Annotated in this window: 12 protein-coding genes and 1 tRNA gene; 6 read left to right on the top strand and 7 right to left on the bottom strand. The window is 63.5% G+C overall.

Annotation, left to right across the window (positions count from 1 at the left end; genetic code table 11):
- Positions 1–212: 212 nt before the first annotated feature.
- The 5 genes from Q4I12_RS08065 to Q4I12_RS08045 all read right to left on the bottom strand — a co-directional run bounded on the left by Q4I12_RS08065 (position 213) and on the right by Q4I12_RS08045 (position 3,359).
- A complete protein-coding gene (locus tag Q4I12_RS08065) occupies positions 213–857 on the bottom strand; it encodes a DNA cytosine methyltransferase (RefSeq protein WP_302261287.1) in 645 nt (214 codons plus the stop codon).
- Entirely contained in the window at positions 814–1,032 is a 219-nt protein-coding gene (locus Q4I12_RS08060; RefSeq protein ID WP_302261286.1) for a Com family DNA-binding transcriptional regulator, read from the bottom strand. The genes Q4I12_RS08065 and Q4I12_RS08060 overlap by 44 nt, the downstream gene beginning before the upstream one ends.
- A gap of 173 nt (positions 1,033–1,205) precedes the next feature.
- Positions 1,206–2,096, bottom strand: coding sequence for a tyrosine-type recombinase/integrase (locus Q4I12_RS08055; RefSeq protein WP_302261285.1), 891 nt, complete (start codon positions 2,094–2,096; stop codon positions 1,206–1,208).
- A gap of 20 nt (positions 2,097–2,116) precedes the next feature.
- Positions 2,117–2,845 carry a hypothetical protein gene (locus Q4I12_RS08050; protein WP_302261284.1) on the bottom strand — a complete coding sequence of 243 codons (729 nt, stop codon included), beginning with the start codon at positions 2,843–2,845 and terminating at the stop codon, positions 2,117–2,119.
- Positions 2,835–3,359 carry a phage tail protein gene (locus Q4I12_RS08045; RefSeq protein WP_302261283.1) on the bottom strand — a complete coding sequence of 175 codons (525 nt, stop codon included), beginning with the start codon at positions 3,357–3,359 and terminating at the stop codon, positions 2,835–2,837. Before Q4I12_RS08045 ends, Q4I12_RS08050 begins: the two co-directional genes overlap by 11 nt.
- Before the next feature lie 757 nt (positions 3,360–4,116).
- Between Q4I12_RS08045 and Q4I12_RS08040 the strand changes: the two genes are divergently transcribed.
- The 4 genes from Q4I12_RS08040 to Q4I12_RS08025 all read left to right on the top strand — a co-directional run bounded on the left by Q4I12_RS08040 (position 4,117) and on the right by Q4I12_RS08025 (position 7,155).
- On the top strand, positions 4,117–4,641 hold the full coding sequence (locus tag Q4I12_RS08040; protein ID WP_302261282.1) for a phage tail protein: 525 nt from the start codon (positions 4,117–4,119) through the stop codon (positions 4,639–4,641).
- Positions 4,631–5,359, top strand: coding sequence for a hypothetical protein (locus Q4I12_RS08035; protein WP_302261281.1), 729 nt, complete (start codon positions 4,631–4,633; stop codon positions 5,357–5,359). The genes Q4I12_RS08040 and Q4I12_RS08035 overlap by 11 nt, the downstream gene beginning before the upstream one ends.
- A gap of 20 nt (positions 5,360–5,379) precedes the next feature.
- Positions 5,380–6,270, top strand: coding sequence for a tyrosine-type recombinase/integrase (locus Q4I12_RS08030; protein ID WP_302261280.1), 891 nt, complete (start codon positions 5,380–5,382; stop codon positions 6,268–6,270).
- A gap of 150 nt (positions 6,271–6,420) precedes the next feature.
- Entirely contained in the window at positions 6,421–7,155 is a 735-nt protein-coding gene (locus tag Q4I12_RS08025) for a Mom family adenine methylcarbamoylation protein (RefSeq protein WP_302261279.1), read from the top strand.
- Between the two features lie 281 nt (positions 7,156–7,436).
- Here the strand turns inward: Q4I12_RS08025 and Q4I12_RS08020 are convergent.
- Positions 7,437–7,512: transfer RNA gene (locus tag Q4I12_RS08020), tRNA-Thr, on the bottom strand.
- A 117-nt stretch (positions 7,513–7,629) separates the two neighbouring features.
- Entirely contained in the window at positions 7,630–9,417 is a 1,788-nt protein-coding gene (locus Q4I12_RS08015) for a 3'-5' exonuclease (RefSeq protein ID WP_302261278.1), read from the bottom strand.
- A 368-nt stretch (positions 9,418–9,785) separates the two neighbouring features.
- Between Q4I12_RS08015 and Q4I12_RS08010 the strand changes: the two genes are divergently transcribed.
- A complete protein-coding gene (locus Q4I12_RS08010; protein WP_302261277.1) occupies positions 9,786–10,223 on the top strand; it encodes a MarR family winged helix-turn-helix transcriptional regulator in 438 nt (145 codons plus the stop codon).
- 48 nt (positions 10,224–10,271) lie between these two features.
- Positions 10,272–11,708 (top strand): sodium:solute symporter family protein, encoded by a 1,437-nt coding sequence (locus Q4I12_RS08005; protein ID WP_302261276.1) that lies wholly within the window; start codon positions 10,272–10,274, stop codon positions 11,706–11,708.
- Positions 11,709–11,790 lie beyond the last annotated feature (82 nt).

Genomic DNA, 11,790 nt, shown 5'->3' with positions numbered 1-11,790 from the left:
GCTGGAACTCTCGGTTCTCAGGAGTCAAACGGCATGGGGGAAACGCGCCTTCCCTCGCGCGCCATGATGCAGGCTCCCACAGCATATGCCTGCTGGGGCAGGATGCCGTTCCCCAGAGCCTTCAGGCGGCTGCGCCATTCAGGAAGAACCCGCCGGGGAACGGGCGGGATATTTACGGGATAGTCCAGCCCTCCGGCACGCCCATCATCCACTCAATAAAGGACGGGGCCGGGATATGCGTGCCGGACGGCTTCGCGGCTTTGCCCGACAATCCGTATTCCAAGCCAAGCAAGTATGCCGAAAGGTTGGTCGACTTCTCCCACGATTCTTTGGAGCGGAGATAAAAGCCTACGCTCTGGGTCAGGGCCGTTACTGTGGGGGAAGGCAACAACAAACACGCGTTCGCGCCGATGAGGGGCACCAAGGGCGGCTGCGGAAAGCACTTCCCATTCCGCATCATACCCGATCTCGGCCAAATCTTGCAGGACGATCTCAATTCCCCTGGCGAGCAAGCCCCGGACGTTTTCGATGATGACGTACCGGGGACGTATTTCTCCGATGAGTCGTGCGTATTCGAGCCACAGGCCGCTGCGCGTGCCCTTCTTGATTCCCGCATGTTTCCCTCCCTGGGATACGTCCTGACAGGGGAAGCCGCCGCAGAGCACGTCCACGGGCGGCAGTTCAGAGCCTTTCAGAGTATTCACATCCTCATAAAGAGGAATGTCCGGCCAGTACCTTGCGAGAACCATCCGGCAGAACGGGTCGATTTCGCAAAACCATTGATGCCTGAATCCCGCCCAGCTCAGGCCAAGGTCACACAGACCGGCTCCGCTGAACAGGCTGCCCACTTTCAGCATGACAATGCTCCTGTGGACGCTCTGGATGTTCCGAATTGGGGCGCGTGGCCCGCAGAATGTTATACGCCCCGCAGCGGGAGCATTTGTGTTCCAGATACACTTCGATTGCCCAAGCCTTAGCCAGCAGTTTGCCGCAATGGCGGCAGCGGATCTCGGTAAGTTGCTCCTGTTTCATGGTATGCAATTCGGTTGCGCCCCATGACATAACCGCTTATGCTGATAAGGTCTCTCGCCGAGACTTCAGACAAGGCGGATACTCTGCGGATAGAGGGTCGTTTTTTCTATCCGTGGGGCCGTGGCGGGCTTGTCAGGCCCGTCGGTGGGGGCGTTGCAGCGCCCCCGCCACTGTCAAATCTTGTCGAGTTTCAGTCCTGGCGCGGCGTTGACCGCTTTTTTCCGCAGCCTGTAGCGTGTGTGCTGATAGACACGCAGCAGCATGGTCGGGTCAGCATGGCCCATGACCTCCGCCACCGCTTTCACGTCCGCGCCATGCTCAAGGGCTTCCGTGGGCATGGCATGGCGCAGGCTGTAGGGCGTTATGCGCCGCGTGATGCCCGCCGCCTTGCGGGCTTGGTGCCACGCATGGCCTATGCATCGCACCGGCCGTCCCTGCCAGTGAATAACCCACGGACAGGCTCGCTTTTCGTCTTCCTCTCTCCACTCCCGCAACAGGGGCAGGATGTCGTCCCGGATGGGGACGATCCTGCTGTCGTCCTTCGCGCCCTTGGCAGCGTTGGGCATCCTCATATAGCCCGCCGCCAGATCCACATCCGCCCATGCAAGCCGAAAAAGCTCGCTGGGGCCTATGCGCGGCCCGGCGGCCATGCCCAAGACGATCACACGTCGGATATGCGGCGCGGCCATTTTATACATGCGCGCAGCCTCGGCCCGCGTGGGCGGATCGATGCGCCGTGCCCTGGGGCGGTGCAGCCGGAAACCCGCCAGAGGCGACGCGGGCAGGCGCCCCGTCTCCACGGCCCAGGCTAGGACGGTACGCCACAGGCGGACGCGGTGGTGCGCTGTGGTGGCCATGACGCCGCGCCCCCGCTGGACGGTCAAAAACTCTTGCATCTGGGCCGCGCCCACCCGGCGAGCCTGCCAGCCCCCGAACAGGGTCAGCAGCTGGTTGAGGTGATGCCGGGTGCTGGTGCGGGTCACGTCCCGCGTGATCTGGTGGGCCAGATAGTCCTCTGCCAGTTGACGGGCCGTCATGGTCGCCCGTTTGTGTTTTGTTGCCATAGAACCTCCTTGTGGGAGGCCTATAGCATGTTCTCCAGCCTGGCCATGAGCGCCTGCGCCTGGCTGCGGCTCATATGCGGGCCACGGTGCCCTTCAAGACGTATCCACCAGCGTGTGGCATGGCAGTTCTCGGCCCGGACCTGTCCGCCCGCTGTGGCCACCAGCCCCCGGCAGACACCGGGCAGCCAGTTGGCCGGACGCAACAGGCCGCGCAGGCCTTCGTCGTTCCATGCCTGCCCCAGATGGGCCAGCCAGTCCCTCACCATGATATGCCAGCCGCGCCAAGCACGGGGCTGGTCAAAGACGCAGTCCACGGCCTCGATGCTGCCGCCGTGATGCGCCCAGGCCCCGAAGGACCGCACGTCGAAACGGTCTGGAGCGCCCCAGTTGCGGATCAGGCAGCCCCGCAGCATGACCCGCATGCCGGACTGCGCTTCCGGTCCCCGCCGCCCGAAGTCTTCGAGGATACAGTCCTCGAAAATGACGGTCTTGCCGCGTTCAACGTTCAATTTATCCGCATCCCCAGAGCCGCACAGCACCAGCTTGCCCGCGCCCCGGATGACACAGCGCCGAAAAACGGCACTGCTGCCCCATACCACGCCCACAGCCTCATCCAGCTGATCCAGCGGGCAGGCGGACAGGTCAATGAGGCAATCCTCCACCAGCCAGTCCTGCCCGTTGCTCATATCCAGGCCATGCCCGCCCGTGTCCGGAGCGGTGATGGTCTGTCCCGCCAGGCTATACGTCATAGTCCACGACCACGGCCTCCACGGCCTCTACGGTCTCGGCGGCCTCCACGGCGGCCAGCAGTTCGTCACGGCGGGCGGCGTGCTTGGACTGCACAAAGGCCAGCCCCTCCGCATCATCTACAGCCAACAGGGCCGCGCCGATGCTCACGTCCTGCGCCGTAGGAGAAGCGGCGGGCATGGTCAGGGAGGCCGCCAGAGCGGCGTCGTAGCCGTTCTGGATCTCGTTTTGCTTGGCGGACTTGGCATCGGGGAGCGCACGGGCGGCGGCCTCCTCGGCGGCTTTCTTCTCCAGGCGTGCTTTTTCCGCCTGCCAGAGCTTCACATACGGTACGACCTGCTCGTCATAATCTTCAGCAGTCAGCGGCTTGTTGGGGCCATCCGTCCACTCGGTATGGCCAGTGCCCCCACGCCATTGCAGGGCATGCAGATTTGTCGGGGCGTCAAACGGGAAAACGAGGGCCGCGCCATCGACGATGATCAGGCTATCGGAGGGGACAACAGTAACAGTGGGCATGGTAGCAACCTCCACAGCGGTTTATGGTGTGAGAATGAGAAGGCATTTGCCAGGGGTAGAGTGTCGGGGGCGTCGTCTCGTGACCGGCTCCGCCTTGTAAAGCGCGATGCGCCTTGATTTGCTCTGCCTTGGCCACAATTTCATCGTCCGTTATTTCCCGCATTCCGTGCGGCATCAATTCAAACCACATAACGATTCTCCATTGTTGGACTTTTCAATTATCCAGCAGACTGTCCGGCACTGTCGGCGCCACGACCTTGAGCGTGGCGCAGATGCCAAGCCATACTCATACGTTCAATAAGGGCACTTATGGCGATATTGCGGAAGCCAAAGGCAGTGCGAACTCCGGCAAACAAACGACTGATGCAACAGGCGGATCGCAACCCCATAGCCATACCCTGGAGGGAACTTTGGACGATGCTTCCAACCTCCCCCCGTACTATGTGCTCTCCTTTATTATGCGCACCGCATAACAAAGGAGAGGGCGTAGTACGGCGGTAGTGTATCGGCTTTCCCGGCCTCCCCGGAGAGCGCGTGTGTATGCGCTTGGGAACCGCCTGTGGCATCCGTGGGCTGTCCGTCGCTCGGCGGTTTGCAGTCATTGCCATCATTGGTGCCGTTCCAGCCATTCCATCTGGTAACTTTGCGATAACCATGCGTATGGCTCGGCATCTGCTCTTTTGTGAGCGTGGTCTCCCCGACAGTGCCGGACAGATTTTTTAACCCGCCGCTATGCGGCATAACCAGGAGCTTTCCTATGCCTCAAGTTACCGTAGTTCCCGCTGACCATTTAATCATCGTCGATGGCGCGGCCCTCGTTTTCCCGTTTGACGCCCCGACAAATCTGCATGCCCTGCAATGGCGTGGGGGCACTGGCCATACCGAGTGGACGGATGGCCCCAACAAGCCGCTGACTGCTGAAGATTATGACGAGCAGGTCGTACCGTATGTGAAGCTCTGGCAGGCGGAAAAAGCACGCCTGGAGAAGAAAGCCGCCGAGGAGGCTGCCGCCCGTGCGCTCCCCGATGCCAAGTCCGCCAAGCAAAACGAGATCCAGAACGGCTACGACGCCGCTCTGGCGGCCTCCCTGACCATGCCCGCCGCTTCTCCTACGGCGCAGGACGTGAGCATCGGCGCGGCCCTGTTGGCTGTAGATGATGCGGAGGGGCTGGCGTATGTGCAGGCTCTGCATGCCGCCCGCCGTGACGAACTGCTGGCCGCCGTGGAGGCCGCCGAGACCGTAGAGGCCGTGGAGGCCGTGGTCGTGGACTATGACGTATAGCCTGGCGGGACAGACCATCACCGCTCCGGACACGGGCGGGCATGGCCTGGATATGAGCAACGGGCAGGACTGGCTGGTGGAGGATTGCCTCATCGACCTGTCGGCCTGCCCGCTGGATCAGCTGGATGAGGCTGTGGGCGTGGTATGGGGCAGCAGTGCCGTTTTTCGACGCTGTGTCATCCGGGGCGCGGGCAAGCTGGTGCTGTGCGGCTCCGGGGATACGGATAAATTGAACGTTGAACGCGGCAAGACCGTCATTTTCGAGGACTGTATCCTCGAAGACTTCGGGCGGCGGGGACCGGAAGCGCAGTCCGGCATGCGGGTCATGCTGCGGGGCTGCCTGATCCGCAACTGGGGCGCTCCGGACCGCTTTGACGTGCGGTCCTTCGGGGCTTGGGCGCATCACGGCGGCAGCATCGAGGCCGTGGGCTGCGTCTTTGACCAATCCTGTCTCTGGCGCGGCTGGCATATCATGGTGCGGGACTGGCTGGCCCACATCGGCCAAAGCTGGAACGACGAAGGCCCGCGCGGCCTGTTGCGTCCGGCCAACTGGCTGCCCGGTGTCTGCCGGGGGCTGGTGGCCACAGCGGGCGGACAGGTCCGGGCCGAGAACTGCCATGCCACACGCTGGTGGATACGGCTCGAAGGGCACCGTGGCCCGCATATGAGCCGCAGCCAGGCGCAGGCGCTCATGGCCAGACTGGAGAACATGCTATAGGCCTCCCACAAGGAGGTCATATGGCAACAAAACACAAACGGGCGACCATGACGGCCCGCCAACTGGCAGAGGACTATCTGGCCCACCAGATCACGCGGGACGTGACCCGCACCAGTACCCGGCATCACCTCAACCAGCTGCTGGCCCTGTTCGGGGGCTGGCAGGCCCGCCGGGTGGGCACGGCCCAGATGCAGGAGTTTTTGACCGTCCAGCGGGGGCGCGGCGTCATGGCCACCACAGCGCACCACCGCGTCCGTCTGTGGCGTACCGTCCTGGCCTGGGCCGTGGAGACGGGCCGCCTGCCCGCGTCGCCTCTGGCGGGTTTCCGGCTGCACCGCCCCAGGGCACGGCGCATCGATCCGCCCACGCGGGCCGAGGCTGCGCGCATGTGTAAGGTAGCCGCGCCGCATATCCGGCGTGTGATCGTCCTAGGCATGGCGGCCGGGCCGCGTATCGGCCCCAGCGAGCTTTTTCGGCTTGCATGGGCGGATGTGGATCTGGCGGCGGGCTATATGAGGATGCCCAACGCTGCCAAGGGCTCGCGGGATGACAGTAGGATCGTCCCCATCCGGGACGACATCCTGCCCCTGCTGCGGGCGTGGAAAGAGGAAGACGAGAAACAGGGCTGCCCGTGGGTCATCCACTGGCAGGGCCGCCCTGTGCGCTGCATAGGCCATGCCTGGCATCAGGCCCGAAAAACGGCGGGCATCACGCGGCGCATAACGCCCTATAGCCTGCGCCATGCCATGCCCACGGAAGCCCTTGAGCATGGCGCGGACGTGAAAGCGGTGGCGGAGGTCATGGGCCATGCTGACCCGACCATGCTGCTGCGTGTCTATCAGCACACACGCTACAGGCTGCGGAAAAAAGCGGTCAACGCCGCGCCAGGACTGAAACTCGACAAGATTTGACAGTGGCGGGGGCGCTGCAACGCCCCCACCGACGGGCCTGACAAGCCCGCCACGGCCCCACACGGGAAGGGGAATCCCGTGCGGAGTATCCGCCCTGCGGGCCACGCGCCCCGATCATGCAGGCCGTGGAGCCTCTCCTGTGGAGGCACCGTGGCCGCAAAACGCAGACGACCATATCATCCGCCGGTCCTGAGCGACTGGCTGCCGCCCCTGGCCGGGCCGCCCGGCTACATCATGGGGGCAACAGGGCCGCAGGGCTTCGGCACGGCCGACTTCTATGTGGCCCAGATCCCTTGTGCCACGGCCCGCGCCGTCATCATCGAACACCACTACAGCCACCGCGTAGTCAACAACAGCTACCTGCACCTGGGCGTTTACCGCGAGGGAGCGTTCGTTGGCGTCCTGCAATGGGGCTATGCCCTCAATCCGGCCAGAGCTGGCAAGATTGTGGAAGGCACCGTGCAGGGCCAATATATGGAGCTCAACCGCATGTGGCTGTCGGACGATGCGCCGCGCAACAGCGAGAGCCGGGCGATCAGCTACAGCTTGAAATACATCCGTCGCGCCTGCCCGTCCGTGGCCTGGGTACAGTCCTATGCGGACGAACGCTGCCAGGGCCTGGGCGTGGTCTATCAGGCATGTTCATTCCTCTACCTGGGATTCCACGAGAGCCCGTTTTTCGAGTTGGACGGCGAGATCTACCATAAATTGCTGGTAACGGCCCACCTCAAGAGCGGCAAGCGTGGAGCATACCTGCGGGCCAATTTGGACCGGGCAAAGCTGCACAAGCTGCGACAGTTCCGCTATGTCCGCTTCCTGAAAACGGACTGGATCAAGCGCCTGCGTATGCCGATACTTCCATACCCCAAACGACAACCGGACTAACAAAAAAAGGCGGGATTTCTCCCGCCTTGCTTTTTGCTTTTCTGCTGCCAATACGCGCGCAAATTGCTGCCAATAGCGCCGCAAACTTATTGATGCACCGATCGCACCCCTCACAGGTGCGTGATTGAAATGGGGAGGCTCGAGCGCAGTTGCAAGCCCGCATGTCATGACGCTCCGTTGCGGATACATGACTTGAAGCTCCCTGCAAAAAAGTACCCGAAAGCTGGCCTAAAACAAAAAAGCCCTCACGGAGTTTTCCGTAAGGGCTTTTTGCTTTTTCCTGGAGCTGGTGAAGGGACTTGAACCCATAACCTGCAGATTACAAATCAGCTGCTCTACCGATTGAGCCACACCAGCATCTCTCCTCTTTTAGATGAATCCTGACCGCTTGGCAAGGGCTTTCGCACAGGGGGCTTTTCACCGGCCAGCTCTCCTGCCTCAGCATATGAAGGACAGCAGACGGCTCTCAAGCGGCTACCGCTCTGCCGCTGCCAGCAAGGGGACGAGCCCTTCCCGGCCGCAAATAGCCAGCGTCAGATGCTCCCGGGCGCGCGTCATCCCCACATAGGCCAGACGCCGCTGGCGGGGCTTCTCCGGCTGGAGGCGATCCATGCCCAGCAGGAAGACATGGGAAAAATCCAGACCTTTGGCGCTGTGGATGGTGGAAATGCAGACGCTGTCCGTGGTGATGTCGAAATAGCGCTTGCTGGTCGTATCCCGGGCCACCCAGCGGGCCATGACGCCCCGGGCCTCCACCGCTTCCAGCAGGCTTTCCGGCAGGCTGGACGCCAGCCCTTCCATGCGGGAATGGGCGTAGAGGATCGCTATCTCGCTCATGGGCACACCCTCCCGTACCAGAGTGGCCACGGCATCCGCCACATCGCGCACCAGCGCAGGCGCATCGGCGCTTTGCAGCCAGCAGGGCGCTTCCCCTTCCGCGCCTGCCAGCTCCGGCACGGGCTCATCTTCCGGCAGCAGACGCAAGGCCATCCGGGCGATGGCCCGTGTGTTGCGGTACTGGCGTTGCAGACGGCGCAGCCGCAGACCGGCGATGCCCATTTTCTCCCAGCCGCTGTCCTCCGGCTGGTACAGGCATTGCTGTTCGTCCTGGGCCACGGTCAGCACCCCATGCGGCGGCAGCAGGGCCAGCAGGACGTGCGCCATCTCCGGGGAAAAATCCTGCCCCTCATCGACCAGGATGGCATCCCAGTGCCCTTTGAGCGGATGCTCCCCTTGCAGGCGCTCCTGTGCCTCCTGCACGATGATGTTGTAATACTCGCTCTCCTCGGCATGGGTCAGCGGTTCGCCCAGGATACGCTCACAAATAGTGTAGAACGGCACCACCTCCACCCCGTCCGGGCCAAGGCTGGCGCCCTTGCGGGCCAGCAAGCGGCGGATGTAGCCCACCAGTGAAAGATTGAAGCAGGTCACCAGCACACGGCGGATCTTTTTGTCCACCCGCGGCAGGTTCCAGGCCTGATGCGCCAGGATGAGCGTCTTGCCGCTGCCGGACGGCCCGATGATGAGCTGTTTCCCGGCGCCCATGCCGCGTGCCAGATTTTCCTGGTCGCGGTCCAGAGCTCGGATGGTCTCGTCCTGGGCCGAGGCATGCGTCCCGCCGCGTACGGGCAGTTCCAGCCGCACCACGGGGAAGATCCGGGCCCGCAGCCAGTCGATCTGGGAACCCGATAGCTGGAAGGGGAACAGGGGCGGGAAATGCTCCGCGAGCCAGCACGCGAAACTGCGGCCCGAGGCATCCCGGCGCAGCGGGGACTCCTCGTGCAGTTCATCCCAGAAGATGATCCGGCCCTCCTCCATGACCTCGCCCAGACCGGCCGCCCGGAATTCCTCACGGCTGATATGCGGCAACACGGCCCCGCCGGTGACGGGACAGGGCAGCAAAGGCTTGCCGTCCGCCATGCGGGGCGCGTGCTTGTTCAACAGGGTGAGCAGGCTGCCCACATATTCCCGCGCCTGGGCCAAAGGCTGCTTGCGCCGCTCCTCCCGGCCGTTGACCGACAGGAGCACGCTTTTGCCGTCCACTTCCAGCAGCTGGTCGATGAGCCAGTCCTTGACCTCCAGCACCACCAGGCCGCAATCGGGCGACAGCAGGATGAAGTCCGGCTCGCGCTCTTCGATGTCCGGCGCGTACCAGCACAGGAATTTGCCGTCCGGCCGGGCCGTGCGTTGCAGGAAACTGTACGTTGCCTCTTCGCCGGTCGTCAGGAACGACGTCACATCAGCAGGAAACATGGTCGCCATGGCAGGGGCCCTCCCCCTACATGATATACATGACGAACCTTTTCCCGCAATCCTTGCAAGCGAGGATGATCCTGCCCTGCGCAGGACAGGTCCCGGATACGGGCAACAGACGGCGCAGCCACTCCGGCAAAAAAGACAGGCTTGCCCGGCTCAGCGTCGTGTGGCGGGAACCGCAATGCGGACAGGGAAACACAGGCCTGTTCCTATCCATGAGGACCTCCTTTTTTGCCTGTTATCACGCTTGTCCGCTCCATAAAATGGAAAAGAAAGGGATGCATTCCATCGGGCAGCTCTGACGGCTGCCCTTCTTCCGTTGACATTAGTTCGCCCACGAACTAAAAACGCCCGAATTCCTGCACGGAGGCCCCATGCCTGCCACCTCACCTGATGACATCATCGACCTGCTTTCCCGTATCCGGGAACGGGCCAACCAGCATATCTGCGACGAACTTGCCCGGCGCGGCATCACCGATCTGCTGCCCGCCCACGGGGCCGTGCTCCATGCACTGTTCGAGGAATCCCCCCAGCCCATGAGCACGCTGGCCCGGCGCATAGGCCGCAAAAAAAACACGGTCACGGGCCTGGTGGATACCCTGCAGGAGCGCGGCTACTGCCGGCGCCGTCCCTCGCCGCAGGACGCCCGGGTGCAGCTCGTGTCCCTGAGCGACAGGGGCGAGGCCCTGCGCCATGTCCAGACGGACATCTCCACGGCACTGCACCGCAGGCTCTGGCAGGACGTCCCGCCCGCGGATCAGGCCGCCTGCATGGCTGTGCTGGACAGCCTCCTGCGCAATCTGGCCCGCTGATCCTCTGTCCCCAACGCCCCGCCACTTTCAGCCATTCGCGGAATCCCCATGCTCAAGACCGCTTCCCTTATCGGGCTCGTCCTCTATTTTGCCATCCTGTTGCTGGTCGTCCTCAAAGAAAAAAAGAACAGCGACGTGGAAGACTATTTCTTTGCCGGGCGCAGCCTGCCGTTCTGGGCCCTGTCCATCACCTTCATCGCCTCATGGTGGGGCGGGGGCTCGGCCCTGTCCACGGCGGATCTGGCCTTTGCCGACGGCATGGGGGCCTTCTGGTACTACGGCGTGCCCGTGCTGGTGGCCACCCTGCTCATGGGCCTGGGGGCACGGGCCATCCGCAGCGTGGGCTATCTGACCCAGGGGGCCATGATGGAGGCCCGCTATTCCCGCCCCGTGGCGCGGCTGCTGGCGCTGATGATCCTGTTTTTCATGCTGTTCTCCGCTGCCTCGCAGATGGTGGCCGTGGGGGATTTTTTCGGGACCTTCCTCGGCATGGGCTATGAGGGCGGCGTGCTGGCCGGGACGCTCATCGTGCTGGTCTATTCCATGTTCGGGGGCTTTCGCGGCGTGGTGCTCACGGACATCATCCAGTTCCTGCTGCTGCTCCTGTCCGCCCTGGCCGTCTTCGTGGTGGCCATGCAGGAATGCGGCGGCCTGGGCCCCATCGCGGAGGCGGCGGCCCGCAGCGGCAGGCCGGAATTCATGAGCCTGACCGCAGGCGCCCCCAAGTACCTGATGTACGTCATCACCGTCGGCTGCTCGTGGATGATCCAGGCCAATGTCTGGCAGCGCATCTCGGCCACACGCGACACGCGGGACGCCCGGCGCATGACGGTCATGAGCTTCTTCGTCTACATCCCGCTGTACCTGATCGTGGTCCTTACCGGCATGGCGGGCATCGTCCTGTTCGATACCCTGCCCAAGGGCGGCGTGGTCACCGCCCTGGTGGAAAGCTCCATGTCGCCCCTGCTGGCGGCGGTGGTCTTCGTGGGCATCTCGGCGGCCATCATGTCCACCATGGACTCCCTCATCAACACCGGCGCCATGACCCTGGTCATGGACCTGCTCCCCGGCAGCTACGACGAAAAGACCCGCTTGCGCCTGTCCCGGCTGGCCACGCTGGTCATCGTGGCCGTGGGCATCCTCATCTCCCTGCGCATCCGTTCCATCTTCGAGATCACCTGGATAGCCTCGGACATCATCACCACCGGCGTGTTCGTACCGCTTGTCCTGGCCTTTTTCTGGCGGCGCGGCACCAGCAGGGGCGCCCTGTGCTCCATGCTCTGCGGCCTGGCCTACTGCCTGTACAATCTGGCCATCTTCCTGGGGATGCCCTTGCCCGCCTTCTGGGAGCAGCAGTCGGCCCTGCAGGTGATCCTGGGCGTCTGCCTCTCCCTGCTGGTCTTTACCGTGACCAGCCTGCTGGATGAGCCGGAATACCACAAGGCCGACGCCTTTCTGGCCCGGACCCGGCAACAGGCCTGCTGACGGCATGCCGCCCCGTGCCGTGACGCGCCTGCCGGGGACGCAGTCCGCAGCGGGGCCACCGCGACATGTCCGGCAACCCGCC

The organism is Desulfovibrio piger (assembly GCF_951793255.1).
GTDB lineage: Bacteria > Desulfobacterota > Desulfovibrionia > Desulfovibrionales > Desulfovibrionaceae > Desulfovibrio.
The sequence above is the reverse complement of the archived record's forward strand: the minus strand, read 5'-3'. Positions and strand labels throughout refer to the sequence as shown.

Coding starts and splice junctions, on each gene's coding strand:
- Q4I12_RS08065 (WP_302261287.1), bottom strand. CDS start 857: ATGCTGAAAGTGGGCAGCCTGTTCAGCGGAGCCGGTCTGTGTGACCTT.
- Q4I12_RS08060 (WP_302261286.1), bottom strand. CDS start 1,032: ATGAAACAGGAGCAACTTACCGAGATCCGCTGCCGCCATTGCGGCAAA.
- Q4I12_RS08055 (WP_302261285.1), bottom strand. CDS start 2,096: ATGGCAACAAAACACAAACGGGCGACCATGACGGCCCGTCAACTGGCA.
- Q4I12_RS08050 (WP_302261284.1), bottom strand. CDS start 2,845: ATGACGTATAGCCTGGCGGGACAGACCATCACCGCTCCGGACACGGGC.
- Q4I12_RS08045 (WP_302261283.1), bottom strand. CDS start 3,359: ATGCCCACTGTTACTGTTGTCCCCTCCGATAGCCTGATCATCGTCGAT.
- Q4I12_RS08040 (WP_302261282.1), top strand. CDS start 4,117: ATGCCTCAAGTTACCGTAGTTCCCGCTGACCATTTAATCATCGTCGAT.
- Q4I12_RS08035 (WP_302261281.1), top strand. CDS start 4,631: ATGACGTATAGCCTGGCGGGACAGACCATCACCGCTCCGGACACGGGC.
- Q4I12_RS08030 (WP_302261280.1), top strand. CDS start 5,380: ATGGCAACAAAACACAAACGGGCGACCATGACGGCCCGCCAACTGGCA.
- Q4I12_RS08015 (WP_302261278.1), bottom strand. CDS start 9,417: ATGGCGACCATGTTTCCTGCTGATGTGACGTCGTTCCTGACGACCGGC.
- Q4I12_RS08010 (WP_302261277.1), top strand. CDS start 9,786: ATGCCTGCCACCTCACCTGATGACATCATCGACCTGCTTTCCCGTATC.
- Q4I12_RS08005 (WP_302261276.1), top strand. CDS start 10,272: ATGCTCAAGACCGCTTCCCTTATCGGGCTCGTCCTCTATTTTGCCATC.